This is a genomic window from Sphingomonas sp. P3_C5, assembly GCF_056402635.1.
Genome location: NZ_JBFUHA010000003.1, coordinates 115905 through 142332, shown reverse-complemented (window position 1 = coordinate 142332; position 26428 = coordinate 115905). Strand labels below are relative to the sequence as shown.

Genomic DNA, 26428 nt, shown 5'->3' with positions numbered 1-26428 from the left:
GATCGTTGCCCTGGCCGGCGCAGCTATAACGCAGATGGCATATCTGAGTTCGCGCTCGCAATAACATTTAAATTTAGATCCGCCTACTCGAGGCTCTCTCTGCTAACGCGGGGCAGCTTTCGAAGCGGGTGGAGTTTGGGCTTTGGCCGCTGCAGCACGCTTTTCGGCCTTGGCTATCGCGTCTTTCGCGACCGCGTTTCGGTACCGCGCCGCTCCGTCGTAGAAACCTTTAAAGGCGATCGCCGCTAAAACCGGTAGCGTAACGAGCATTGCGAGTCTGCTCATATTCGCAATCGCCAGAGTCCATTGCTTGCGCATGCGCGGTCGCCACGCCCAGCCCCGTAAGGGCTCTTCCGCCTCGATTGGAATCTCGCCCTTTTTCATGCGCCCGATTCCCAACCACAAGAAGAAAAGAAATATCCCAGACCACATCGTCGCAGGAGCGCCATGTTCATGCGCCGGCCACAGGTAGCCCCACCAAACATACGTCAAAATCATGCCTAAATAGTATGGCGCTAGAAATGCCATTAACACGAAATCGGCGACTTCCTGAAATCCTTCAATAGACTTTGTAAAACTTCTAATTTGTTCCGTTTGATAGCGCTGGTAGAGTGTCCTCACATCCTTATTCAAACGCTCGTGACGCGTGCAAAGCATTTCTATATAGCTGAACGCACTCCGATGCTTTGAATCGACGAATCTTGGGTAAGGCTGATATCCACCAACCGATTCTACGCCCAAATCTTCCACGATCTTGTTGAACGTTCTAATATAATTTCTCGATTGATCGATTCTGTAGGCAACGCCACCCGGAACTGTTCTATCAGCTTCCCTTATTCGGCGACGGATATTTTCCAAATCCTTGCTTAGTGATTTGACAGTCTTGCGCGGAGTAGTCACATGCTGTTGAGCTTCCCGATCGAACGCAAGCTGCACTATAATCTCCGCCTCACGCAAGAGCGAAAAGGCCTCGTGAAGCTTATCGATATCTTGCAGCGATGAAATTCGCAGAGTGCCAATCTCGTTAATCTTGGCAACAAGGCGCCCAATAGCCCAGCCGCCCATACCAGTGGTGTAAATTCCATAATAGAGGGGGATCGAATCTGCATCAGTCAAACCCGTTGGCTGAGCGCCTAGGGCAGTTATATAGAGGGCTGAGCCATCGAAAATCGTTGCGGTAAATTCGTGATCGATTAGGTCCGCGTCTTTGATCGGTGCGGTCATTAGAGGCCAAAGAATTCGCGCCCTCCCTCGCCAATGCGCGTCAGGGTTACTAATGTCGGGTGCATCACGGGGCCTGTCCGGACTGGAGCGATACCAAAACGGCTCCTGGAAAGGGTAGAACGCTGGATCTTTTGTTTCATCAATCGCATCACCCAGAACAACACCGCGAAAATCGACGAAACGTTGGCCAACGTGACTTAATGGCGCCTCGGGCGTGAACAGGATATTGTCAAAAAAATTCGACCACACCAGATGGAAGCAGGTTTCTGCTGTTTCCGAGAGATCGTGGCGTTCGATCGTAATATCATCCGCATCACACGCATCGACAAGATTTTGAAATATTTTGAGCTGATCTAGCAAGTTTTGGCCATTCGCTTCCGACGACTTGAAATCCCGCCCGGTATCTGGGGCAAGATCCAATAAATTTGTAATGTTTAAGCTTTCGACATCGAGTTCAATACGGATTGTCGCATGAAATACCCACCAGTCGAATTCAAAGATGACGAGGCGCTGGTCGAGACTCCAGGGGCCGTTGATCCCTTGCGGCGACGAAAAATTGCGCACGCCTCGCGGCAGGCCGTCTTGCTTGTCTGAGGCGTTCTTTAGCTTTCGCCCCAGGCAGGCTATCGTCTCTTCCGCAAGCGCCAGGCGCTCTCGTGTGGCCTGAATGATGAAGCCGGAGTCTGGCGTTTCAGTTGCCGACGCGCGCTCTATTGGGTTCCAGTAGGCCAAATGGCGAATAAGCAGAGGATGGCGAACGCGCGGGCTAGGCCTCCGCTGCGGATAGGTAATTGTCGGAGAAACTTCCCTACCCGGCAGATCCATAGCACCACCCCCATTTCGCGTGGTGGTGCATCACTGAGCAGTGTAAATACAAGGCCCTAATTGCTGGCCGCCCAAATCTATATTCGAATCGGACCCTTTTCACCGGCGAACAGCGAGATTACTCTCTGCCGTTGGTCTTCTGTATGGCAGCTGCCATTGCTGTTGCCATCAAGATGGCCTCCCTCACCCGCTGACTGGGCATGTGATTCTTACTGGCCACATACCCCGCCAATTCTCCGGCTTGCTCACAACGTGTAATTGCAGCTTGATCGTCAGATTTGTTCATTTAGCTCTCCTTTGATGTAAGAAGGATAGCGGAATAGCTCTCCTTAGATACGGGAAGGATAGCGCAGGGCACGACATTAGTGTGTGACAATTTGATGACAATTCGCGCAGCATTGGCTCACGACTTCAATATATTGTAATCGTGAGCTGAACTTAAAGACGAAATAACGCGAATATGCGTTCCAAACCGATAGTTGATGCGTCTGGCTCCGTCTCAGGCTATATCGTCAAGACCTTCGTTATCAAACACCCTTACACTAAAACACATTTGCCAGAAAACACGGTACATTTTACTACATACATTCCAAGGTCGTATCTTCCGATCATGCGCATGAGCTTTGTTTCGTTCGTGGCTAAGCAGCCCAGACTAAGACGGATGGCGAACGAGCTGTTTCGGCAGGGCATCATCCGCGTTGGAGATGTACTCCAGCTTTCGGCCCTGGATGTCGCAACCCGCACCACTGCAACACCTAGAGAGATGGACTGCCTTGAGCGATTTCTGGCCGAAGGCGAATTGCCCTTGCATATGGATGCCAAAATTCTCGGGTGGAATGAAATCAAGCCTTCGGCGGATCAGATAGGTCGTTGACCGGTTGCGGCTTCAAGCGCTTGCCGAGCAGCCCACGCATAAGCCTTTTGGCGTCGCGCCCCGCATCGACGGCGGATGACCACAGCACCCTGGTGATAATGGTGACGATGGTTATGGCGCCGACCTGAGCCAGCTCCGGTTGAGCCAGAAATGTGTGCAGGCAGTCAGCCATGCAGGTAGCTGGCTTGAATGTATCCCAGAGCGGCACGCCGAGAAGCAACTCAACGCAACGAAACATCGTTCGATTTGTCGCGGGTTCCATAACGATACTCCCATGTGTGGAAGATCACGTCTGACGAACTCGGGAAAATGGAACAATTCAGGAACAGACTTCACGAGGCATCGTGCGAGCGAAAGACCCTCGCATAGAATTCAATATGCCATTTTAGCGTGTAGCCAAGTACTTACCCGACACTCAGCGAAATTGAGATTGCGCGACGCAGACAGTCACCTTTGCACGCATTGGGACCGTTACGTGTTGATCTGAGGTGATCGTTATACAATGTTCTTACGATTCGGGGTCGGTACAGCCTAACCGGCCTCCCGATAGATTTATCGGCCGTGACATATCCCGGCCGGGCTCGGAGTTTCCGCAGCGGCCCCACTCAGAGCCGCGACAAGTGTTCGGGCCCCTGCGGCTCGTCGGAGGGGCCGAATCCACGTTGTTTTCAACCTCAAGTGCCAGCAGCGCTCCGAGAACAAGTAGTTGCAAATCAAAGTAAAAAGGTGAAGCCTGTCGATGTCGCTTGGCCTTAGGAGTCTGCGTCCGTGTAAGTAGGTGTAATATGGCCTGCGAAGGCCAAAAAACGCCTGAATGTGCGCAGAATTGGGTTGACATCGCAGCCTTCCAAAGGTGGCGAATTCGTGCGATAGGCCGTGAGTTAACCACGGCGGATTGCTATGACAGGGGCGGCCAGCGCAAACTTCGATCGCCACCCGCCCGATCCGCCTGTGCGGCCGGTCGAATACGAAGCGCTGTTAAGCGAACCGATCATTGACCACCCCGGAAGTGCGGAGTGCTACGCGGGTTGGGAACACCACCACGGCAACAAAATGCGCTTTTATGTCGGTGGCTGGGCCTGGTTCACCAAAGTTAGCGGCTTGCATCGGCCTTCCGATATGGTCCCGCATGGAGAGCTGGCTGTGGAAATCGCCGGGACCGCAACCAACTGGCTGCGCATGCCCGGCCCTCGAGGCATTTGGGCGCAATGCGGATTGCCCCAGTTTCGCTTCGTTCCCGCAGTGAAAGCACTGTATTTTCAAAAGGCGGCGCTGATCTTGCTGGCATGCGAATTGGCGCTTCAGGATTTGGCAAATCGGGGCCTCCTGCCCGACGGAGTGAGCCCGCTCGACGTGTACGTTCACATGGCGATTATCCCGGCATGTTGGCACATTGATGATTTCGACAAGTCTGCCCTTGATCAGATCAATAAGCTCCCGGACGTGAAGAAAAATCTTCGCGAAACGGCAAAGCAGAGCCGTCGCAATTTTATCGACAACCTGCCGTCGGGTTACACGGTAACGCTGCGAACAGCGGTGGCAGTGAAGTCATTTTGCGATGAGCACGTGCCGTCGCTTCAACTTGGGGCGGTAAACGCCAAGCCAGTGGCGCCGCTTGGGACTCGGCATGCCTCCGACACGGAAACAGTAGAAGTCGAACTTTTCCGCGAATAAAGCGGGCGGATCCTCAAGCGGCCACTGGCACCCTTCCCACGATTCCAATCTGCCATATGACAAGTCGCCCGAATTTTCCTCACAGGGTCAGGGTCCATTGGAGCGAAATCGCTGGCGTCCGGGCTCATCTGCGCGGAGGCTCATATGATCGATACGTCATCATTGATGAAGGGAATTAGAGATGTAGCGTGGGCTCAGTCTACACGCTCTCGGTTTTCCATAGTGACATAATCCCGGAGGAGGATGATGGAGCCCGGGCCCTCATCTAGTAGCGCTTGGCCATAGCCAAGGGCATCGCACAGTGCTTCGGCGTGGGTAAGATGCCACGATCCTACAAGTACTTTGCTGATCCAGCGAAACTGAGGCATACTCAAAACTCCAGCGTTGTTTAGGCGGGAGCGCACATACTGTCTCTCAGGCGTCAGAAGCCAACAAAGGCTGACGATATGAGTTCAGCGATTGGGCAAGGAGATAGTTCCATTCAGGCCTCCCGCTTCTTGTAAGGATCGCGCAAAGCGATCGGTGACGCTAGCGGCCATCGCAGGCGTAACGCGCAGCGTCTTATGGATGCGGACGAAATACGTATCGCAGTAATGACTTTGCGTTGGCTGCGGCCCGCGCTCTAGGCGCTACGCGCCCGGAGCCTGTAGTCTCCGCCAACGGTGACGATCGCTAACGCGGGCTAAGGGGCCAGCCCCTGGCGCGCTTCGGAGAGGCTTCCGCCCAGCTTCCTCCGCTTCGCTGCGTGCAGCCGGTTCCCCGCATGGATCGCGGTGGCAACCTTGTAGTTTTTTGAGGCTCTTGTTGCCATCATGTTCCGTGATAGAACTCGGTAATATGCGCACCCGGAACATCACGATTGAGGGACTTGCTCCGGCACGAGCGGTAGTCAAACCCAAGATTGTTGACGTGATCGACCTCGACACGGGCGCTGACCTAAGCGCGGTTCGTTTTATTGAAGGCCACCGCCACCAAGCCCTAATAAATGTGCGCAACACGGTGCTGGAGCGGATGCAGGATGAAAAGCCGCACTTCGTTTGTTCGCTGTGCACCACCCCAGTGTATTTGGTCGCCACCCCGGAAAAGGATTTCTTCTTTCGGCATCGCATCGAGGACGGTTCTTGTCCGGCCCAAACCCGCCATCCGCTGACTGAGGAGGAAATCCGGCAACGGAAATACTACGGCCTGCGCGAAAGTGCTCCGCACAAGCGCATCAAGGAGTTGATCGAGCGGAGCCTGCAAGTTGATCCCGCCTACAGTGCCATCGCGCAGGAAAAGACTTGGCGCAGCCTCCATGATCCCGCCGCCTATCGACGCCCCGACGTGCAGGCGGATTCAGCGCTCGGCAAGCTCGCCTTCGAGGTGCAGCTTTCAACGACCTTCCTAAGCGTCGTGGTCGGTAGGCGGATATTCTACCGCGACGAAGGCGCATTGCTGGTGTGGATATTCGGCAGTTTTGATCCTGCCTATCGTCGCCTCATGACGGACGACGTGCTGTTCCCCAATAACTCCAACCTTTTTGTGGTGGACGAGGAGACGGCAGCAATCTCCCAGGCACGGGGGAAGTTTCACCTGCGCTGTCACTACCGCATACCGCGACGCGAGGGGAATATCCTCGCCGATGAGTGGCGTGAAGACATTGTTGCGTTCGATGAGGTGACGCAGGATCGATCGGCGCAACGTGCCTACTTCTTCGACTATGAAGGCGAAGAATCCGCTCTGAATGAACGCATCCTTACCGAAGCCACGCAGGCGAAGGCCGAGATTGAACGGATCGATCGCGCCGATTTTTTCGAGTTCTGGTGCCAGCATGGCCGAGGCTTCAGCCACACAGCCGAAAATCGAGCGAACTGGTTCCAGCTTCGCGAACGGATGATGCGGCACGGCATTGCGATGCCGGATTTCCCCGACAACGAGGGCGAGATCCGGGCAATGGTAAGTTCGCTCTATAGTGCGCGCGAAGGCCGTCCGATCGGCTGGAATTACAGCAAGCTGGTACAGGTCGGTCACCTGCTGGCGGAGAGCCATCCGCGTTTGCTATTGGCGTTCGGTCATGCGGTAAAAATCTACGCGCGGTCTGCACAGATGGCGGACGAAGACGCCAAGGGAAAATGGGCATCAAGGATGAAGCCGGTTAGTGCCGCGATGCGCGACTATGACCTCACCTACATGCCGGAGCCCGATCTATTGCCGTTGATGACCTTCCTGTTTCCCGAAGTCGCGGAAAAGGTGCGAAGCTATCTCCAGCGGCCGGCGGTGGCGGCATAGGCTGGTAATCAATGTTTCCGGGCGTCGTCGGCACCAATGGCGAAGCATGGATCATATTTGCTGAGGGAAGCGAGACGATCATTGATCATGCATTTACGTCAGCTTGAGCACCGCCTGGCGATCGTTGCGGAAACCTTGCGTGAGGTGTTCCCGCAGGATTTCCACAAACGCTGCACCTACGCCTCCTTCGGCATATTGGCCTTGTTGCGTGATGCAGGCGAAGAGGCTTCCGTTGTCGGAGGCGATCTCCTGGCCTTCATCCTGCCCCGCGATGGCAAGAATCCAAGCATGAAAGGCTTTGGCAACGTTGAGGGAGAATGTTCGCATTTCTGGGTCCAGACCCCTGAGCGCTTGATCGATTTAGGCACGCATTTCTTACCCGAGGATGCGAATGTTCCAGTGGCGAAAATGCCGGCGGTCGCTTGGGAGATTTCGGCGGGCTTCCCAAATTATCTCCGCTATCGCGAGCGTGGGCGTTTCGCGCAGCATACGGAAATGGACGGCGATCATATGGTCGCGGAAAAGGGGAAGGCCTTTGTCGAACGCTGCCATACGCGCCTAGCCAATCAGACAGCGCAGTTGAAATTCCCCACATGGGTTGTGACTGGGCGACCCTCGGTAGCCATCGCCGCCAAGCGCGGCGACCGCTGGGCGATCGGCGCGGAAAAATTCGATGGCTGGGTCGATCCCCGATCTATCCCTTTTTGAATGGCGAGTGGTTGAGCGGAGAGGGCTGCAAGGCGAGCGCGTGGTTCCCTGCTGCTGTCCCGAGCCGTCTACTTAACTTAGCACCGGGACGATCAAGGCCATGCAATTTTATCCGTTTATCACGGATAAAATGACACTTCTATAAAATATGGATTGACAATCCTGCAAAATATGCCTATTATATCCGTCATGAGTGTACAAAGAACGCAAAAGTTAAAGTTTGTGCTGGACCATGTGCCTCCGGGCTTTTTGGTCGATGCGCGATGGTTGGCGGCCCATGGTGTGACGACCAGCTCGGTTTACGACTACCAGCAGCGTGGCTGGCTCGAACATGTCGCGCGCGGCGTCTACCGCCGCCCCTTCGCCACGTCAGAAACCAAGAATGCGACTGAATGGAAAGTCGCCGTTCTCTCCGCTCAATGGATCATGGGTCATGATTTCCATGTCGGAGCCACGACCGCCCTCGGGCTGCAAGGGCACTCCCATTACCTCTCACTGGGGCGGGAGCCGCACGTCTATCTGTTCGGCAATGTTCCCACCTGGCTTCCCAAGCTCAGTCTGAACGCAACGATACGCGCGCGGCGACGCCAGCTTTTCGGCAGCACCATGCTCGGTGTCGAAAATAGCGATTTCAATCCGTCCGGCGCAGATACGACGAGCCCATGGAGTTGGCCTCTCAAGGTTTCAACGCCGGAGCGCGCTATCTTGGAGGCGCTGAACGAGCTGCCCGAGCAAGAGAGTTTCGACACGCTCGACAAGATCTTTGAGGGCCTCGCGAACCTCCGGCCGCGCGGCCTGATGGAACTGCTGACCGCGTGTAAGAGCGTCAAGGTCAAACGGCTCTTTTTCCTGTTTGCCGATCGCTACAACCACGCGTGGCTGCCCCGTCTCGATCGCGCAGCGATTGATTTTGGCAGCGGCCCGCGATCGCTCGTCGAGGGCGGTAAACTCAATTCCGCCTATCAGCTGATGGTGCCGCCCGAGTTCGCCCAGGCGCCGAAGCGGGAGCCCAGCGATGGCGCGTGAACGTTACGCCGCGCAGGTCCAGCTCCTCGTTCGCGCGCTTCCGATTGCTGCACGCGAAGAAGCCTTCGCGCTGAAAGGCGGCACGGCGATCAATCTGTTCTATCGCGATATGCCCCGCCTGTCGGTCGATATCGACCTGACCTACCTTCCCTTGGAGCCCCGCGATGTGGCGCTCCCGAATATCGACGCCGCGTTCGAGCGCATTCCGGAAGGCCTCACTCGGGGCATTCCGGGTGCGCAAGCGCGGCGCATTGCAGGCGGAGGGGGTGGAGACACTCGCCTCTCCCTGCGCCTTGGCAGTGACGAGGTGAAGATCGAAGTCTCGCCGGTCACGCGCGGGACGATTTTCGCTCCGCGCCGAATGACGGTCACCGAGCGCGTCGAAGAGGCGTTCGGTTTTGCTGAGATGCCCGTCGTTGCGTTCGAGGATCTCTTCGCCGGCAAGCTATGCGCCGCCGTTGATCGCCAGCATCCGCGCGATCTCTACGACGTGAAGTTGCTCTACGACAACGAAGGGCTGACCGACCCGCTCTTCACGGCCTTTCTCGTGTATGTCGCTTGCTCGAGCCGCCCACTTCACGAAATGCTCAGTCCCAACCTGCTCGCGCTGGACCGACCCTTCGCGCAGGAATTCGAAGGCATGACCAACACGCCGGTCTCACTCGACGTGCTAATCGCTACGCGTGCCAAGCTACTCGCGGATCTTCAGTCACGGCTCGATACGAACGCTGCCCGCTTTCTGCTATCGATCCACGATGGTGTGCCCGATTTCGCAGCCATCGGCCTTCCTGCGGCCGAAGCCCTGCCTGCAATTCAGTGGAAGCTGCTCAACCTGCGCAAGCTCTCCCAAGCTGACCCGCGGAAGCACAGCCAACAACGAACGGCGCTGGAGAAGCTGTTCGCCTAAGCATCTTTCAACTGGGTGGCATTTACCAGCGAGATGAAAAGTCACCGTATTGCGGCGTTGCCTTCGGCCCGCGCTCTAGGCGTCACGCGCCCGGAGCCTGTAGTCTCCGCCAACGGTTACGATCGCTAACGCGGGCTAAGGGGCCAGCCCCTGGCGCGCTTCGAAGAGGCTTCCGCCCAGCTTCCTCCGCTTGCGCTCCGTGCAGCCGGTTCCCCGCGAAGCCTCTTGCTCCGCTTACCTCCCCCGATCTCGCCGATGGGCAGGGTTTCAGCACACGCAGAAACCCAACACCCATGGAGGAAGCAATGGGAGTTCAGTTCACCACCACCACCGAAACCGACCAGCCCCGTATCTACGTGGCGTGCCTCGCAGCCTACAATAACGGCCGACTGCATGGCGCTTGGATCGATGCCGCGCGGGACGCGTGGGAGCTGTGGGACGATATCCGGGCCATGCTGCAGGCATCGCCGGTGGCGGGCGCGGAGGAATACGCCATCCACGATTACGAGGGGTTTGGTGGGGTCCGCATCGCCGAGGGCGAGGGCATCGACCGCGTGACGGAGATTGCGGCATTCATTGTGGAGCATGGCGCGCTGGGCGCAGCGGTACTGGATCATTGCGACGATGATTTAGCGGAGGCGCGGGAGGCAGTCGCCGAGCGCTATCTGGGCATGCACGCGAGCCTTGCCGATTACGTGCAGGAGCTGACCGAGGAATGCATGAGTATCCCCGACCGGTTGCGCGGCTACATCGATTGGCAGGCCATGGCGCACGACGCGGAGCTAAGCGGCGATCTCTTCACCATCGAAACCGGGTACGAGGAAGTGCACGTATTCGCCGGATGAGGCGCGCTGCCGAAGCGGCGCAGTCTTTTAGGAGTGCGGACCGTCTGACGTTAGCCCAAGCCCGTGAGCGGCTGCCGGGGCAACCCTGATCGTGACGATAGGCGTAGCACCGTTCCAGCTATGCGCGACGCCGGTTACTTGTTGCCAACCTCCTGGCCCGGTCGCCACATACTCGCCGACGACGGGCACGCGGATAAATGGCGCATTAGGACTGAGCACATGACCATTCGCATCTTGAATAGTTACCACGTCCATCGATTATTCCTTCTCGCATCCCAACTGCGGCTTGAGACTATGGACTTCCCAGTCGATTCGGCAATCTATCGCATCCACAATGGTCCGATCGGCTTCCACGCGTCTTACGGGATCGTCATCCGGCACCGCCTGGGTATGCACGCGAGGCTTTAGGGCTATAGGCCTTCAAGCAATCAGGAGGAAACTTTGGGCATCTTGCAGGAGGCATTCGAAAAGGAGATCGCCAAGCTCCCCAATGCCATGCTCTTGAAGATGGTTTCGGCAAAGCTCGCCGCGTTGGGACTAAACCAACCTGAATTGGCGACAAAAATCACAGACCATATTTTGAATCGACGCGACGGAATCCTCGAATGGCAGTCGGATGACACCCCTGGAATCAAGTCGGACGTCCCAACCGAAATCAAGCTGACCTTCGATGATGATGACTTGCGTCAGATCGATGAGAAGGTCGAGCACCTTACGGCAAACCTGCCCGACATCGTCGAAGGATTCACGAAGAAAGTGGGTCATGACCTGCTCGCCAACTTTCGCGACCAATGGGCCGAGGCCGTTCCCAAGGAAACCGACGAGATCGGTCGATTTAGAGCGAGATTGCAAGATCGCTGGGGCGATGGCCTCGGCGGATTGCGATTGCTCCTAGAGTTGTCACGTGACCTCGGGTCCGAATTCCATGAGCGGCATCTTCGATCAAAATTGAAGGCCAACCACGCACGCAACGAGGCTCTTTTCCGCCTCCATCTGCGCGCCCTGCAGATCACCTCTGAAATCCTTACCCTCATGGAAAACGGATACCCCGATGGGGCTTCGGCCAGGTGGCGGACACTTTTTGAAGTTTCGACGGTCGCTACCCTAATCGCAGATGGCGGTGACCCGGTGGCTGAGCGCTACCTCGCCCATACAATCATCGACCGGAAGAAGATGTTGAACGAGTATCAGGATCGTGCATCTGAGCCAGGTGGATCAGCCGTACCTGCCCGCGAAGCGAAGGCCATCACGAAGGAATACGAGGCAGCACTTCGCAAGTTTGGGAAGCCTTTCCGCGAAACCAACGGTTGGGCGGCGGGCCATTTCGGCCTCCAAACGAATCCGACATTTGCGCATCTACAGGAGGCGGCAGGCCGCGCTGCCATGCGCGCCGAGTACCGACTCGCCAGCTTCGGCATCCATGCCGGACCGAGCGCTTTCGAGCGCAAGTTTCTTTCATTCTACGAGAGCTTGCAGATTGCTGGGGCGACAAACGCGGGCTTGGAAGAGCCTGGTATCAACACCGCCAACTGCCTGATGCAGATTACCGCGCTGATGATCGGCGAGCCCTGGGACATCGACCGGCTCGCGCACATGCAGGCCCTCCTTCGTCTTCGCGTTGAAATTTGCTCTGCATTCGAAGCCGCTGCCCGGCAACTGGAACGGGACGAACAAAAAGGCCTGAAAAGAGCTATCCGCGATTCCAGCCGCAGGGCAGCCAAACGAAAAATTAACGCACTTCGTTAGCTCACTATCGGAAATTGAGGAACAATTTTCCTTTATTTATAATATGTTAAGCTATTTACTAACGGGACTTAAAATCCCTCGCCCTCTGGGTGTGCGGGTTCGAGTCCCGCCGTCCGCACCAGGACCTGTTCGGACGCGGCGAAATTGGTAGACGCACCGGACTTAGCCAAACTTGAGCGTTCTAGGGGAAACCGAAAATAGGAACCGGCCCTTCCACGTCAGAGTACCGGAACGGTCGTCGTGGCATCGTTTCCCGCGTTCATGAATGCCTAGCGCGCCGGAGCCGTGGCTCCGACGCGCGAACACATGACGTAAGGATTGGTCAAGCGAATCGCCGTTGTTGCCCGCTTGCGGCGATGCCACGATCCGAACATAGCCGCTGCCCCGCGCTGAAACTCGCTACGGAACCACGAAGCGCGGCGGTGGCCCTGAATGGATCACGGTTCGTAGCCCATGCCGTTGCCGGTATCGGGATCGAGCACCAGTGGAACATCGAACAGCCCACCCGCCGATCCGGGCAGGGCGCACTTAGCCAGAAGATGTACATTCATTGCATAGTGGAGTTCGAGCGGTGATTTGATCGGAGCCCCTTGCTCGTCGACAAACCAATTCTCCAGCACGAGCACGTCTCGCTCGAACCAGTCCTTCACGTCAGGATTGAGGAAGCAATTGTTAAGTGCCCTTCTGGTGGCAGGCGTCTTCACACCGCGTGCGCTCCATTCGGCGAACTGGATCAGATTGTCCTTGTCGAACATCATCGGCGCGCCACCGGGATCGGTAAAGAAGACAATCAGGTGCTGGCTACCGAAGGTGAAGCCCTCGAAATTTACCTCTTCTCGGATCGGCGCCGTCACCCAGGTCCCGTTCCGCTCGACAGCCCAGAATTCGTCCATCGCAAACCGACGAAGATCGGCGGGCATGTCGAAATAGGCGTGCTTCGCAACGACGCCAGCTTGGTCCCACTTCAGATAAACAAGGCATACATACTGTGGGTCGAAATCCTCTGGGCAGGCGCCATATGGATAGCGACGGCCATCGGGGCCGGTGCTGATGCCTGCGACTTCATAGGGTGTGAATATTCCCATCTATGAGCTTCCTTTCCTGAGCGGCGAGGATCAGCAGCCGCGATAAAACACCATCGTCCGTCTCTCACCCAATCGCTCGCGCAGAGGCGGAAGGGTAAACGCGGGAGACTCAATTGCGAGTCCTCCAAGGCTTGTGAGCTGGGTCTCTCCGCTTAGGGATTCTCTATGCCGCCGCCCATGTTACCTGTGTCGGGATCGATGATCACCGGGAGTACGATGGGCGAAAGATCCCCCGCTACAAGCGTGGCCACAATATTCATCGAGTGCCAATGAGCCGACTTATCCTTTATTTCCTGCACTCCATTTAACTCGTCATAATAGTGGAAATAATTTTTCATATATAATATTTTTTGCGCACATGGCCCGTGCGGCCCTGGGTTAACTCCTTTAATATCCTGCACCTTTGCATCAAAAAAACTTCCATTTTTCTCTGCATTATCTTTACTAATAAGCTGATTTCCAAAAAAAACAGGAAAATCTTTATATAGAGACACATTTTTCATGTAAATTATCAAATGATGTGGCGCATTAAAATTTAATTTCCCAAAATTTGCATAACTTCTTTCTTTAATAATACACTGTGGCTGTTTGACTTCATTGCCATTAAAGTAATTTATTACGTTAGCAATATTTACCTGATTCGCATCGAAATCGTTTGTCCCACCAGCGATCGAGGTGCAGTGCGCAGATCTTACATTAAGTACCGTGGTCGCATTATCGCCGAATTCCAGATCGAAATGAAATATAGCCACATAAAGAGGCGCAAACGGCTGTGCGGGGCCTGGCATAGGTTGAGTGCCGTCCGGGTTTTGCTTCGCTCCAAGTCCGGGATGCGGTTTTTGGGGGTCAAGCCCAAACAATGGAACATTATTTGTGGCGCTGCTCGCTCTGATACCCGCAGGCTCTATCTTCTGGAATCCTATGAACGGAGATTTCTCTCCGAGCACGCTAAGCCCGGATTTTTTCTCGGCGGCGCAGGGATCGATTACGTTGTCGCCTTGACTTAAACTGCCGACGCCCCTGCCACAGCCGGCTACTGCCAATCCCAAACCCGAAGCTAAGATCAAATTCCTACGATCGACCTTTTCCACCTTTGCTCTCCTTTTTGCCCCACATACCCTCGCGTATTTTCTCCGCACGCCGCTTGGCCGCCTCCCCCGGTGCACCAAGCAACGTCTCGATCTGATCAGCCCGCGCCATGGTCTTGGCATACTTCTCGCCGGCCCCGCGCAATGCGCGAGCCAGCAATAGTTGAAGCCGGAATTCCGTCTCGAGAAACTGGAGATCATTGCTGTCTCCGAACACCGCGCGATGGCGCGCAAGCGAGGCCCGCAACAAGGAGACCGCCTTTTGCGGCTCGTTGAGCGCTAGCCACGCATCCGCCTTGCCGCTGTCAGACCAGCTTCGGCGTACGTTAAAGTCCGCGTTGCGCGGATCGGCCACGAGCACTTCATCCATCAACGTCGCTTCCGCATCACGCGTGGCGATTGCGGCGCGCGGATCATGCTTTGCCATCTGGGCTCGCGCCATCCAGCCTAAGCGGTTGGCGAGATCGGCTTGCATGGTTCGATAGGCAATCCGCTCGCTGGGCCCGCGCGCCGCATCCGATCGCGCTACGACTGTCTTCTGCGCGTTGAGAGCGGCTCGCTCAAAGACGATCGATTGGGCGCAATCGCGAAGCGCTGCGTCCACATCATGATCGTCGGCGAGGTTGAGTTCGCAAAGATCACCGGTCGAGTACCCCCGCTCCAGTTGGCTGCGAACGCTCCCCGGTTCAAGCATCGCGAGTTCCCGGGCCAAGCGTTCATACGCCTGCCAATGCCGCATCGTGGCACTCCGGTCACGTTTCTGTTGCCAGACGATAAGCCCCATCCAAAACTCGCTCTGGGCGTGGGCGTATAACGCGGCGGGGTCTTTCGGATGCCGGGCGAGAATCGCTCGCGTACTCACATAGGCTCTCGAGATTTGGTCAGCGGCGCCCGCGAGTGCTCCTCTGCGCATCTCGTCCTCGCCGAGACCCTGCAGCACTTGGGACTTTAGGCGCAGGCCGCCATCATCGAGTTTGGTCGGATCCCCCTGATCGTCGAAATATTTCAACGCTCGCTCATTGACCGACCCCATGATCTCAAGGTTGCCAACAGCTCTGAGCCGTGTGCGCAAGTCAGTGAGCATGAAATCCACAAGCCCCTCCGCATCGGCGCGCCGATGTTCCGCTTCGACACGCTGGTGTTCCGCCTCGGCCTGAGCGCGTCGCGCGACCACCAGCAACGCACTCATGATTACCACCAGCACCGCCGCCCCCAGCGTGACGGCCGTCACGCGGCGGATCTGGCGTTGCGCATCGCGTTGCACCAGCGCATCGAACGGAATGCCCGTGAGGCCGGCGACAATCTTGAGAAAGGCGAGCCGCTTGCCGTCGCCCTCGCGCCGGAAGTCCGCCGCCAGCGGTTCGACGCCTTCGATGCGCAGCGCCTCTGGCAGTGCTGCCTCAGGCTCACCTCGGGCCAGCGCGACGAGCACCGGCCCACTTGGATGAAGCTCCCGGAATAGCCGGATCTCCAGTGCCACCCAACGTGACCCTGCCGCATCCGGCGAAGCCACCACAACCAACGCCGACGAAGCAGCAATCGCCTCGCGCACCGCGGCCGACAGATCCTCCGCCGCCGAAAGATCAGCCCGGTCGCGAAAAATCGGGCCGATCCGCCCCGGCGTCTGTCCCGGCAGCGGCGCGACCTTGTCGGCAAGCCGCTTCGGCAACCGATACGCCTCGAGCCGCCGCTGCAGCCGCGCGGCAAAGGCCGCGTCGGCGTGGCAATAGCTCACAAACGCCCGAAAGGGTCTGGCCGAGTCCATGATCTGCCCCCCTGATATTCCCCATCAGGAGGATGGACCGCTCGCGCGTATCTCCAAGCGGAACTGCGACCGATTCGGCGCTATTGCCTTGAGGCGCACCGCCACCGAAACATACGGCGAGGAACCTGAATTCGGCCGCCTCGACACACGGCCTCAGCCTAGGAAGCCGCCCCGCCCTGTCGTTGCGCCATCTCGACGCCCCGCTGATCCGGCCAGCGCGCCTCCTCGGTTTGCGTCCAGATCCGACGCATCGTCGCGCGCGGCGTGCCCAGGCCAAGTCGGTCCGTTGCCGCCCGCCAGCGGCCAGCCTCATCGACAACCCGCGCAATCGCCGCGCTCGGCGGCAAGTCCGCGCCCCAGCTTTCGATCGAAAAGGCGTTGGTCAGCGCAAGCGACAGTGTCGCGATGCCGAGCGTGATCGCCGTCCAGCCCAGCGCCGGCTCCCGGTCGCCAGACGCGCCGGGGAGATCGACGGGAAACTCCTGTGCCGCAGACATGCCTTCCTCCTAGAAGCGGTAATAGATGAACGGGGCGACGCCCTCGAAGCGCATCGCATCAATGACGAGGATCAGCGCGGCGAGGCCGACACCCATCAGCGGCGCCGGGAACCGCCGGACCCGCACGGCGACATCCGCCATCCAGTGCTCGGGCGCCGCGTGCATCGCCAGGCCGAAGCCGATGAGCAGCACGATCAGCGGCGAGGCGGTAAAGGCGGAAGGGCCTGAGAATGGGTCGGCGATCCCGCCGAGATAGGTCATCGCATCGGCAAAGCTCGGCGCCCGGAAGAAGATCCAGCCCAACACCACGACATGGAAGGTGAGGATCACCTTCGCCCAGGCCGGCAGCACCGGCCAGCGTTTCGGCGCAACATCGGCCCAGAGCCGCTCCGCCGCCAGCACCCCGCCATGAAGCCCGCCCCAGATCACGAAAGTCCAGTTCGCGCCGTGCCACAGGCCGCCGAGCAACATGGTCAGCATCAGGTTGCGATAGGTCGCGAGCTTTCCGAACCGGCTGCCGCCGAGCGCTTCGATATAGAGATAGTCGCGCAGCCACTGCGACAGAGTCATGTGCCAGCGCCGCCAGAATTCCTGCAGCGACTGAGCGCGATAGGGCTGGTTGAAATTGCGCGGGAAGCGATAGCCGAGCAGCGCCGCCAGCCCGATCGCCATATCGGTATAGGCCGAGAAATCGCAGTAGATCTGCACCGCATAGCCGTAAGCCGCAAACACCAGGTCGAGCGATGAATGCGAAGCCGGATCAGCGAACACCGGATCGACGAAGGTCACCGCGAGCTCGGACGCGATCACTGTCTTCTTGAACAGTCCCCAGACGATCAGCAGCAGCCCCATCGAGACCATAGATCGGTCGAGCTTCGGCCGGGCCTGGAATTGCGGCACGAGATCGGCGGCGCGAACGATCGGCCCGGCGACGAGGTGCGGGAAGAACGACATCAGCAACAATATGTCGAGCAGCCGCGCCGGCAAGACCCGCCCGCGATAGACGTCGACGACGTAGCTGATGCCCTGGAAGGTGAAGAAGGAAATGCCGATCGGCAGGATCACCCTGAGCACCGGCAGATCGCGCTCGAAGCCGATCGCGGCCAGCGTCGCCCCGACCTGTTCAGTGAAGAAATCGAAATATTTGAAGAAGCCGAGAATGACGAGGTTGATCGCCACCCCGCACAGCAGCAGCGCCTTGCGGCGATCGGTGAAGCGTTCGCTCGCGATCCCCTGCGCCACCGCCCAATTCATCAGCGCGGACGCAATCAACAGCGGCACGAACCGCCAGTCCCACGCCCCGTAAAAGATCCAGCTCGCGACCAGCAGCAGGATCTTGCGCCATTCGTTTGAGCGAGCGGACCAGACAGCGGCAAAGGTGATGAGGAAGAAAACGCCGAAGGTGAGCGTCGGAAACAACATCGTTTAATCCGCGAGCGCGGCTCCCTGGTCGAGGTCGGCCTGGAGTCGATGTGCGATCTCCAGCCCGCCCGCGGTGTTGAAATGAACATAGTCGCCGCGCATCAGCGGCGTGTCGCGCTGGACCCAGTTCCGCGCTGTGCAAGGCCCGCCCATCTCCGCCTGCCAGTCCCACCAGGCGAGCCCCAGTTCGCCCGCGATGCGGTGCTGGATGCTGCGCACAGCGGCCAATGCCGGCGGCGCGAACAGCGGAGGACGAGCGGCAGCGCCGGATTGGGTCGGCTCGCATTCCACGGCAACTCCCGGCGCGTTGGTACGCAGCGCCGGCTGCCGGCTCAGCGCATCGGGCGCGCCGAGCATCAGCATCGGCACGTCGCCCGACAGGCGGCGCAGCCGCGCAATCTGCAGGCGCAGGATCGCCTCATAGGCGACAGGGTCGAAACGTGGCGCGAAGCCCTCGTTGGTCCCGAAGGCGAGGACGATAAGGTCCGGCTTGTACGCCTTCAGCTCCTCCGCGAGCACCGCATCGTCGGTACGAGCGAAGTGCGCGAGCTGCGAGCCGACTACGCCCAGGTTGGAAAGCGCGATGCCGCCATCGTCGCGGAAAACCGCCCAGGAGGTGATCGTCAGGCCAGCCGCATCGGCGGTGATCGCGACTGAGTTTCGCGGCGCCGCGGAACGGATCGTCAGGCATTTCGGCACGGTGGAGGGTGCGGTGAAATCGAGCCGGCCCTGCTCCTCGCCATCGAACCGCACCGTTGCCCCGCCCGCCTCCGGCCCGGCGATCGCGCAAAGCGTGAGACGGTCGAAGCCCATCCCCGGGTCTGCGTTCAACGCCATACCGGCGCCGCGCATCGTCGAGGTCAGGCTGAAGCCCGACAGGCCAAGCGGCGCACGGGGCTCATGCGCCGCTTTCCCGAAGGTCCCGCTGATCGACCAGCCGGGCGACATCGAAGCGGTCACGCCGTGGGTGATATAACCGTCATAGGGCCGCCCGGGCGGCAGAACTCCGCGTCCACCGCCGCCGTACCGCCCTTGAAGCACGGCGCGCCACGCACCCGTCATCGCATCGCCCGCGGTGTGGCTGTCACCGATCTGGAGGATGTGCAGAGGCGGGCTCCCCGGCGCCTCCTTCGCCGCTGCCAGCTTCGCGAAATAGGGCGCGAGCGCGTCGAAATTGCAGACCGGATCGGTGCAGGACGCGGCCGTTGCCGGCCCGGCAAAGGCGACGAGCGCCAACGCGGCGTATTTCATGACGCAGTCGCCGCCGGAGCAGGCGTCGCACCCGCGGCCACCGCTCGCGCGGCATCGGTGTAGTTGCGGATGCGATCGGCAAGGCCGTGCGTGATCCAAAGATAGCCGGCCATCGACATATGAATGCCGTCGGGTGCCCGGATCAGCGTGCGTTTGCCCGATTTCGGATCGTCCAGATAGGCAGCGAACTGGCCGTGCGCATCCGAGGCGATCGGTCGCGTGTCGATGAACGGCACGCCGAGCTTCGTCACCCGCTCCGCATAGAAATTGTTGATCGCAGTCACATCGCTGTCGAGTGATTCCTTGCCCATGCGCGGCAGCCCGACCCAATAAACCATGGCATGGTGGCTCCGCATCAGCGCGACGTAGCGGTCGATCCGTCCGCCCACTTCCTGCTGCCAGAGCGGCCCCATGAACTTGGCATATTTGCCCTCGGGCGTGATGATCCCCTGCGCGTCATTGGCGCCGAAGGAGATGATCGCGATGTCGAGCGGCGCGGTGCCGAGCTGCTCAGCGGCATGGCTCTCGAGGTTCAGGCTCTTATACCGCGTAAAGCCGGTCGCCGGCTGGCTGAACTTGACGACATCATAGCCGGCCTTGCTCGGCAGCTGATGCGCCATGCCCCACCACACACCGTCGCCGAAACTGTCGCCGAACACGCCGACGCGAACCCGGCCGCCGGCAGCGATCGTCTTTTCGAGCTGGCCGAATGGCCCGGCATATTGCCGCATCATCGCGGCCTCACCCACGCTCGGGGCCTGTGCCGAGCCGGACAGTGTTGGCACCGGCACCGAAGCTGCGCCAGCGGATGTGCCGGGGTTCGCCTGGAATGCCAGGCCGATCGCTCCGCCGACGACCGTGCCGAGCAGCAGCACGGCGGTTCGATCGAGTATCAGGCGCAACGGACTCCGTTCGATCCCGCGATCCGCCGCGGTATCCATGATCGGGAGCAGTTCATTTCGTGCTTCGGAGGCGACAGGCACTTGCGATGGATCGGACGACACGGTGTTTGTACTTTCTTCGGCGGCTCTTGTTTATCTCTGTTCTGATGGATGCGCGCTCCTTGCCGAGTCTGTCGAGAGTAAATATGCGATTTGATGAATTTTACGGGGAAAATACGGTTTTGTACGGCTTTTTGCTAAAACAGAATTCCTATTTATACTTTTACACAAATACACATTCGTACGCTATATTTCAATTTTAGCATATATTCCGAATATATAGGTGAATTGGGAAGTATAGATTTAGCAGTAAATGACGAAAGAACATGTATCGAGACCTGTAAAATGTTCTTTCGCAATAATGGTGCGATGATATGGAATATGGTCAGACAAGCCTGACGATTCCCGGTGCCCAGACCTGTTCTTCATCAGCGCGAATTCGGGGATTCAGGCATTATCCACAGGGCTCCCAGCCCAATAAGCGGAAGAGCGCGCTGCAAAGCCGTGGCCCGGAACGAGAGGGGCGCGTACCGTCCATACAGTCTACCGAAATTATCCAACACGCCGCCCGCCCCGCCATTCGGCCGACAGTGGCGGCCTCAGCGACAAGGCGATAGGAACCGCGTGGTGACCTTCCGCATGCCCCTTCCAGCTCGTCCCGCCATGATCCGCACCGCGCTCCTCGCGCTGCTGCTCACGGGCTGCGGTTCTCATCGACGAGCCCCGCATCAGGGCCTCGTTCGCCTGTCCGACGACGAGGTGAAGGCCCTCGATCCGCAGAAGATCTCTGATCTCACCTCGCTCCGCGTCGCGGAAGACCAGTTCGAGGGATTGACCCGGCACCGCGGCGACGGCCGGGTCGAGCTCGGCCTCGCCAGCAAGATGGCATGCAACACAGCCGGGCTAGCCTGTCGCGCCGCGCTGAAACCGGGGCTGCGTTTTTCGGACGGAACACCGATCAGTGCGCAGACCTTTGTGCAGGGATTTGCCCGCCTCCGCGATCCAATGACGAAGGCACCCAATGCAAAGCTGTTCGAGGGCATCGAGAGCATCGCCGCCGAAAGCCCGAACACAGTCCTTATCACCCTGCGCCGCCCCCTCCCCTGGCTCGCCGACCTGCTCGCCCAGCCCGCGCTCGCCGCCCTGCCGATGCATCGCATCGCCGCCGCCGGAGACCGCTGGACCAGCGACCGCCCGCTCGTCACCTCGGGCGCCTATCGGCTCACCGGCTGGCGGCTCGGCGACCGGCTGACGCTCGCGCGCAACCCCGCGTGGCACGATCCCCCCGCGCCGACACCGCTGATCGTCTGGCAGGCCGCCGAGGACAAGCTCGCCGCACTCCGCCGCTTTCGTGCCCATGAAGCTGATACGGTAAGCGACATCCCGCCCGCCCGGCTCGAATGGGCACGGGCGCATCTCCCCGGCGCGGTCCGGGTCGCGCCCTATGCCGGCACCTATTATCTCGCCTTCAACACCCGCAAACCGCCGTTCGATAACGCCCGCCTGCGCCGCGCTCTCTCGATGGCGATCGATCGCAACTGGATCGCGACCCGGCTGATGGGCAGCGGCGAAAGCGGCGCGCTCGGGCTGGTGCCGCCGGTGCTGGGCGGGCGCGATCCGGATGTGTTCGCCACACCCGACCGGCCGGCCGCGATCCGCCGCCTGCTCGCCGAGGCCGGCTATGGCCCCGCCCATCCGCTCGTCTTCGATGTGCGCTTCAACAGCGGCGGCGACCATCGCCGGATCGCGGTCGCGCTCGCCGCAATGTGGGCGCCTTACGGCGTCGAGGCGCGGCTGCTCAACAGCGAGGCGACATTGCATTTCGCCGCGCTGCGGCTGAGGGATTTCGAGCTCGCCCGATCGGGCTGGATCGCCGATGTCCCCGCGCCCGAGAATTTCCTGGCGGTGCATCTGAGCGGCGCCGGCGCGGTCAATTATTCGGGATTCGCCGACCCTGCCTATGACCAGCTGGTCGCCCGGGCGCTCGATACCGCGGCACCGCCACAACGCACGCGCCTTCTCCAGGCGGCCGAGGAGCGCATGCTCAAAGCCGCACCCATCCTGCCGATCTATCATTATGTCAGCCGGTCCCTGGTGGCGCCCGACCTCGCGGGATGGCAGGATAACCCGATGAACATCCATCCCAGCCGCCTGCTGTACCGGACCAAGAGGTGAAATGGGCCGCACTCATCGTCGCGTCGCTGCTGGCGCTGGCCGGCTGCGATCGCCGGTCCGATCAGGGCGCCGTGGTCGTCAGCGCGATCGGCGCCGCCCCCAAACTCGCTGACTCCTCGCTGGGGCCCGTCGATCTGCCGTCTCGCTTGCTGACGAACGCAACATCCCAGGGCCTGGTCCGCTTCGATGCATCCGGCCAGATCGAGCCCGGCATCGCCGAGCGCTGGACGGTGATCGACAAAGGCATGAGCTATATCTTCCGCCTGCGCGACGCTGAATGGAGCAATGGCCGGCCAGTCACCTCAGGCGAAGTCGTGGCGGTGTTGCGCCGACAGATCGCCCCGAGATCGCGCAACCCCCTGCTCCCCTTTCTGAGCGCGATCGACGAGATCGTCGAGATGACGCCCGAGGTCATCGAGGTGCGCCTCAAACACCCGCGCCCCGATTTGCTCAAGCTGTTCGCCCAGCCTGAAATGGCGGTGTTCCGAACCCGCCCGCCGGGCGGCAGCGGCCCGTTCCGGATCATCGGCACCGCGCGCGACAGCTTCATACTCGGCCCGGCTGCCGACCCGGATCGCTCACCCGACGACGACAGCGCCAAGCCGGGGCCCGAGGCGAATGTCCAGCTGATCGGCGAGCGCGCATCGTTGGCGATCGCGCGGTTCGTCGCGCGCAAGTCGGATCTCGTCAGCGGCGGCACCTTCGCGGACTGGCCGCTAATCAAATTCGCCGGCGTCGCGCCAGCCAACCAGAAGATCGATCCCGCCGCCGGGCTGTTCGGCCTTGCCATCGCCAACCGCGACGGTTTCCTCGGCGATCCCGATAACCGCGCCGCCGTGGCGCGCACGATCGATCGGCAGGCGATCACTGGCGCCTTCACCAATTTATGGGCCGCCACCAATCAGCTTCTCCCCGAACAGCTCGATTCCGTATCGCCGCCCGCGACTGCGTCGTGGCTCACGCCGCTCGGGCCCAGCGACCTCACACCCGCTGCTCGTGTAGCCGCCTGGCGCAAGATCCATGAGGGGCCGCTGGTCCTCCGCATCGCTCTGCCGACGGGCCCCGGCGCGACCCTCCTTTACGGCTTCGTCGCCACAGGGCTGCGCAACATCGGCATCGAGCCGGTGCGGGTCACCATCAACGATGAGGCCGATCTGCGCCTCGTCGATGCCGTGGCACCCTATGACAGCGCCCGCTGGTACCTCGCGACCGCATGCCAGCCCTGCGGCACCGATGCCCAAACCGCGCTCGAGGCAGCGCGGGAGGCGCCCGACACGGCATCGCGCGCGCGCCATATCGCCGAAGCCGACGCGGCGCTCGCCGCCGATATCTCCTATATTCCGATCGCCCGGCCGCTGCGCTGGTCGCTCGTCGCGCTGCGATTGACCGAGTGGCAGGGGAACTCCCGGGCATGGCACCCGTTGAATCATCTGCGCGGCGACACCAGATGAGGTAACATGGCTAACCAAACGACCCGCATCACCCCTGATCCGCTCGACAAGCTCGTAACCAGCCTGACTGGCCGCGATGTCGAATCCGTGCGCAAGCGGATCGAGGCGATGGAGCGCCTGCTCGAGGGCCTGTTCACCATTCCGGGTACCAACCAGAAGGTCGGGCTCGACGTGATCCTGGATCTCATTCCCTTTGGCGGCGATGCGATCGGTTCGCTGCTCGGCGCCTGGATCGTGTGGGAGGCGCGCAATCTCGGCATGTCGAAAATGCAGATCGCGCGCATGTCGGGCAATGTCGGGCTCGATTTCCTGCTCGGGCTCGTTCCGGTCGTCGGTGCGATCCCGGACTTCTTCTTCCGCTCGAACACGCGCAACCTGAAGATCATCAAGCGCCACCTCGACAAGCAGCACCCGGCGTCAGCGATCATCGACCAGCGCTGATCGGGGGCTTTGATAGCTGTACCTCGCAAGATGCGCGGTGCGTCGGCCCCTTCCGTCATGCCGGACTTGTTCCGGTCCGGGGTGACGGAAAACGGCGTTCTGAATCAAGATTTCGTCAAGCGCGGCCCACGCCAGATCTTCACCGACGCCTTCCCGTCGAGCCCGCCCGACCCCGCGGCGCACCGCGCATAGGCGAATTTCTTGTCGAGGCAGAGCCAGAGTTCATCGAGCCAGCCCTGCTTGTTCGCCGTCACCCGGATCGCATTGGCGGGCAGCCCGGGATTGGCAGCCGACATCGCCGCGGCGAAGCCGCTCGCGGTCAGCGGCTTGCGCGAAAGCGCGTCCATGTCCGGATAGCGCAGCTTCGCATAGAGTCCGGTCGAGCGGCCGAAATACGCGGCCGGCGTCGTGCCCATGCAGGTGCCGTGCTTGGCCCATTCATGCTGGAGCAGCTGCGCCGACGGCGTCGAGCAGAGATGCTGCTTGATCAGCGGCTGCGGCAGCAATGCCGCCGAGGTGCAATATTGCGGCCATTCCTTGCCCACTCCGTCCGGCCACAGGCCATGCAGCGTGAAACCGAAACGGTTGCCGCTGCCGCATTCCAGCTTCGCGAACGGCTTGCGCGCATTGGTGTGGCAATATTGCGGGGCCCAGGTGACAGCCAGCGTGTAGCCGCCGATGGGAAGAACACGTTGTGGCTCGCTCGCCGTGGCCTCTTCAATATGCGGACGCGGCACATTGCCGGGGATATCGCATTTATAGGTCTGCGCCTGCGCAATGCCGGGCACGGCCAGCAGCAGCGCCCCAACAAGTTTCGCATTTTTCATGCCTGCCCCTTCGACGATGTCCGAGTCTTTCAGGGGCGTTTTATTCCCTTTTTGTTCTCACGCAAGCCCTGTCATTTCGCCGCGGAGAAATCCAGCCCGATATCGGCGGCCGGCGCGGACTGGGTAAGCCTACCGACGCTGATATAGGTCACGCCGGTCTCGGCAATTGCGCGGATCGTCTCGAGCCGGACGCCACCGGACGCCTCCGTCGGCACGCGCCCGCCGACCAGCGTTACCGCACCGCGCAGCATCGGCGGATCCATATTGTCGAGCAGCAGATGAGTCGCCCCCGCCGCCAGTGCCGGCTCGATCTGGTCAGTCGAATCCACTTCGACGATGATCTGCGCAATCCCGGCCTGTTTGGCGCGGCGCACCGCCTCGCCGATGTCGCCGGCGACCGCGACATGATTGTCCTTGATCATCGCCGCATCCCACAGCCCCATGCGATGATTGGTCGCCCCGCCCATCCGCGTCGCATATTTCTCCAGCACGCGAAGGCCCGGAAGCGTCTTGCGCGTGTCGAGCAGGGTCGCGCCCGTGCCGAGGAGCTTGTCGGCATAAGTCCGGGCAAGCGTCGCGATCCCCGACAGATGCTGTATTGTGTTGAGCGCTGAGCGTTCAGCCGTGAGCATGGCCCGCGCGCTGCCCTCCAGCCGCATCAGGTCGGTTCCGGCCGCAACCCGTCCGCCATCCTCGACCAACCGCTCGATCCGCACTTCCGGATCGAGCGCCCGGAAGAACGCTTCGGCAATCGGCAACCCCGCGACCACGATCGCATCGCGGCTGTCCATCACCCCGGTGAAACGGGCGTCCGCCGGAATGACGGCTGTCGAGGTGATATCCCCCGCGTCGCCGAGGTCCTCGGCAAGCGTGGCGGCGACAAAGGCCTCGAGATCAAAATTCTCGAGCGCGAAATTCTGGCTGGGCATAGGCTCGACGACTCCCGATCGAACGCGCTTTTGCACGACCAAAGCGCGCCAGCAACCCGATCAGGGAATGGTAACGTGATAAGAATCGGCATGCACCTTGGCGCATTTGCCGATCATGCTCCAGTCGGGCAGGTCATCGGTCGTCCAGACATACATGCAGCTGCCCAGCTCGTCCTCGATCTTGTCGCCAAGCGCCTTGCGCGCCTTTTCGAATCGGACGACGCCCTGGGTACCATTCGCCTTGCAGAGCTCCTGCGCGGCTTTGTCGTTCGGGGATTCGCCGGCACATTGGCGTGCGATTTCAGCGCTGTGATCAGCACCGACAGGCGGCAAGTCAGCGCCGCCCATGAGCAGTAATAACCCCAGCAGCATCCCAACCTCCATCCTTGTCCGATGGAGGCTGACAGTAACGAGCGATATCAACAACCGCGAATATAGGTCCGGGTATTATAAGGCCTG

Annotated in this window: 24 protein-coding genes; 11 read left to right on the top strand and 13 right to left on the bottom strand. The window is 60.1% G+C overall.

Annotated elements, in window-relative coordinates; genetic code table 11:
* Window positions 1-102 precede the first annotated feature (102 nt).
* Both AC1DVS_RS09495 and AC1DVS_RS09490 read right to left on the bottom strand, forming a co-directional pair.
* The gene (locus AC1DVS_RS09495) at window positions 103-2049 is read right to left on the bottom strand and encodes a DUF3422 family protein (protein WP_478022367.1); all 1947 of its coding nucleotides are present in this window, start codon (window positions 2047-2049) and stop codon (window positions 103-105) included.
* Between the two features lie 118 nt (window positions 2050-2167).
* Window positions 2168-2335: a hypothetical protein gene (locus AC1DVS_RS09490; RefSeq protein ID WP_478022365.1), complete on the bottom strand. Its 168-nt coding sequence runs from the start codon at window positions 2333-2335 to the stop codon at window positions 2168-2170.
* Window positions 2336-2509: 174 nt separating this feature from the next.
* Here AC1DVS_RS09490 and AC1DVS_RS09485 point away from each other — a divergent pair, with 174 nt between their 5' ends.
* Window positions 2510-2923, top strand: a complete 414-nt coding sequence (locus AC1DVS_RS09485; RefSeq protein ID WP_478022363.1) for a hypothetical protein — start codon at window positions 2510-2512, stop codon at window positions 2921-2923.
* On the opposite strand, the gene AC1DVS_RS09480 is transcribed toward AC1DVS_RS09485, so the two are convergent.
* Window positions 2892-3185 carry a hypothetical protein gene (locus AC1DVS_RS09480; RefSeq protein ID WP_478022361.1) on the bottom strand — a complete coding sequence of 98 codons (294 nt, stop codon included), beginning with the start codon at window positions 3183-3185 and terminating at the stop codon, window positions 2892-2894. The genes AC1DVS_RS09485 and AC1DVS_RS09480 overlap by 32 nt on opposite strands.
* Window positions 3186-3823: 638 nt before the next feature.
* Between AC1DVS_RS09480 and AC1DVS_RS09475 the strand changes: the two genes are divergently transcribed.
* From AC1DVS_RS09475 to AC1DVS_RS09445, 7 genes are all read left to right on the top strand, one after another.
* Window positions 3824-4597: a hypothetical protein gene (locus tag AC1DVS_RS09475; RefSeq protein ID WP_478022359.1), complete on the top strand. Its 774-nt coding sequence runs from the start codon at window positions 3824-3826 to the stop codon at window positions 4595-4597.
* 909 nt (window positions 4598-5506) lie between these two features.
* Complete coding sequence (locus AC1DVS_RS09470) at window positions 5507-6865, top strand: DUF6035 family protein (protein WP_478022357.1); 1359 nt, start codon at window positions 5507-5509, stop codon at window positions 6863-6865.
* A gap of 81 nt (window positions 6866-6946) precedes the next feature.
* Complete coding sequence (locus AC1DVS_RS09465) at window positions 6947-7573, top strand: hypothetical protein (protein WP_478022355.1); 627 nt, start codon at window positions 6947-6949, stop codon at window positions 7571-7573.
* A gap of 189 nt (window positions 7574-7762) precedes the next feature.
* Window positions 7763-8599 (top strand): type IV toxin-antitoxin system AbiEi family antitoxin domain-containing protein, encoded by an 837-nt coding sequence (locus AC1DVS_RS09460; RefSeq protein WP_478022353.1) that lies wholly within the window; start codon window positions 7763-7765, stop codon window positions 8597-8599.
* Window positions 8589-9506 (top strand): nucleotidyl transferase AbiEii/AbiGii toxin family protein, encoded by a 918-nt coding sequence (locus AC1DVS_RS09455; protein WP_478022351.1) that lies wholly within the window; start codon window positions 8589-8591, stop codon window positions 9504-9506. The genes AC1DVS_RS09460 and AC1DVS_RS09455 overlap by 11 nt, the downstream gene beginning before the upstream one ends.
* Before the next feature lie 305 nt (window positions 9507-9811).
* Window positions 9812-10351: an antirestriction protein ArdA gene (locus AC1DVS_RS09450; RefSeq protein WP_478022350.1), complete on the top strand. Its 540-nt coding sequence runs from the start codon at window positions 9812-9814 to the stop codon at window positions 10349-10351.
* A gap of 441 nt (window positions 10352-10792) precedes the next feature.
* Window positions 10793-12097 (top strand): DUF5677 domain-containing protein, encoded by a 1305-nt coding sequence (locus AC1DVS_RS09445; RefSeq protein ID WP_478022348.1) that lies wholly within the window; start codon window positions 10793-10795, stop codon window positions 12095-12097.
* 437 nt (window positions 12098-12534) lie between these two features.
* On the opposite strand, the gene AC1DVS_RS09440 is transcribed toward AC1DVS_RS09445, so the two are convergent.
* From AC1DVS_RS09440 to AC1DVS_RS09410, 7 genes are all read right to left on the bottom strand, one after another.
* A complete protein-coding gene (locus AC1DVS_RS09440) occupies window positions 12535-13182 on the bottom strand; it encodes a hypothetical protein (protein ID WP_478022346.1) in 648 nt (215 codons plus the stop codon).
* A 152-nt stretch (window positions 13183-13334) separates the two neighbouring features.
* Complete coding sequence (locus AC1DVS_RS09435; RefSeq protein ID WP_478022344.1) at window positions 13335-14273, bottom strand: hypothetical protein; 939 nt, start codon at window positions 14271-14273, stop codon at window positions 13335-13337.
* Window positions 14254-16035, bottom strand: coding sequence for a TIR domain-containing protein (locus tag AC1DVS_RS09430; protein WP_478022342.1), 1782 nt, complete (start codon window positions 16033-16035; stop codon window positions 14254-14256). The genes AC1DVS_RS09435 and AC1DVS_RS09430 overlap by 20 nt, the downstream gene beginning before the upstream one ends.
* Before the next feature lie 158 nt (window positions 16036-16193).
* On the bottom strand, window positions 16194-16532 hold the full coding sequence (locus AC1DVS_RS09425; RefSeq protein WP_478022340.1) for a hypothetical protein: 339 nt from the start codon (window positions 16530-16532) through the stop codon (window positions 16194-16196).
* A gap of 9 nt (window positions 16533-16541) precedes the next feature.
* Window positions 16542-17954 carry an MBOAT family O-acyltransferase gene (locus tag AC1DVS_RS09420; RefSeq protein WP_478022338.1) on the bottom strand — a complete coding sequence of 471 codons (1413 nt, stop codon included), beginning with the start codon at window positions 17952-17954 and terminating at the stop codon, window positions 16542-16544.
* Between the two features lie 3 nt (window positions 17955-17957).
* Complete coding sequence (locus AC1DVS_RS09415; protein WP_478022337.1) at window positions 17958-19205, bottom strand: GDSL-type esterase/lipase family protein; 1248 nt, start codon at window positions 19203-19205, stop codon at window positions 17958-17960.
* Window positions 19202-20146, bottom strand: coding sequence for an SGNH/GDSL hydrolase family protein (locus tag AC1DVS_RS09410; RefSeq protein ID WP_478022335.1), 945 nt, complete (start codon window positions 20144-20146; stop codon window positions 19202-19204). Before AC1DVS_RS09410 ends, AC1DVS_RS09415 begins: the two co-directional genes overlap by 4 nt.
* A 663-nt stretch (window positions 20147-20809) precedes the next feature.
* On the opposite strand from AC1DVS_RS09410, the gene AC1DVS_RS09405 reads away from it, so the two are divergent.
* The 3 genes from AC1DVS_RS09405 to AC1DVS_RS09395 are packed head-to-tail and all read left to right on the top strand — an operon-like array spanning window position 20810 to window position 24213.
* Entirely contained in the window at window positions 20810-22321 is a 1512-nt protein-coding gene (locus AC1DVS_RS09405; RefSeq protein ID WP_478022333.1) for a peptide ABC transporter substrate-binding protein, read from the top strand.
* Window positions 22318-23772, top strand: coding sequence for an ABC transporter substrate-binding protein (locus tag AC1DVS_RS09400; RefSeq protein ID WP_478022331.1), 1455 nt, complete (start codon window positions 22318-22320; stop codon window positions 23770-23772). The genes AC1DVS_RS09405 and AC1DVS_RS09400 overlap by 4 nt, the downstream gene beginning before the upstream one ends.
* Before the next feature lie 6 nt (window positions 23773-23778).
* Window positions 23779-24213 (top strand): DUF4112 domain-containing protein, encoded by a 435-nt coding sequence (locus AC1DVS_RS09395; RefSeq protein WP_478022329.1) that lies wholly within the window; start codon window positions 23779-23781, stop codon window positions 24211-24213.
* A gap of 104 nt (window positions 24214-24317) precedes the next feature.
* Here the strand turns inward: AC1DVS_RS09395 and AC1DVS_RS09390 are convergent, their stop codons facing one another.
* The 3 genes from AC1DVS_RS09390 to AC1DVS_RS09380 all read right to left on the bottom strand — a co-directional run bounded on the left by AC1DVS_RS09390 (window position 24318) and on the right by AC1DVS_RS09380 (window position 26341).
* Window positions 24318-25040 (bottom strand): ribonuclease T2 family protein, encoded by a 723-nt coding sequence (locus AC1DVS_RS09390; RefSeq protein ID WP_478022328.1) that lies wholly within the window; start codon window positions 25038-25040, stop codon window positions 24318-24320.
* 71 nt (window positions 25041-25111) lie between these two features.
* A complete protein-coding gene (gene nadC, locus AC1DVS_RS09385; protein ID WP_478022326.1) occupies window positions 25112-25969 on the bottom strand; it encodes a carboxylating nicotinate-nucleotide diphosphorylase in 858 nt (285 codons plus the stop codon).
* A 60-nt stretch (window positions 25970-26029) separates the two neighbouring features.
* Window positions 26030-26341 carry a hypothetical protein gene (locus AC1DVS_RS09380; protein ID WP_478022324.1) on the bottom strand — a complete coding sequence of 104 codons (312 nt, stop codon included), beginning with the start codon at window positions 26339-26341 and terminating at the stop codon, window positions 26030-26032.
* Between the last annotated feature and the right edge of the window lie 87 nt (window positions 26342-26428).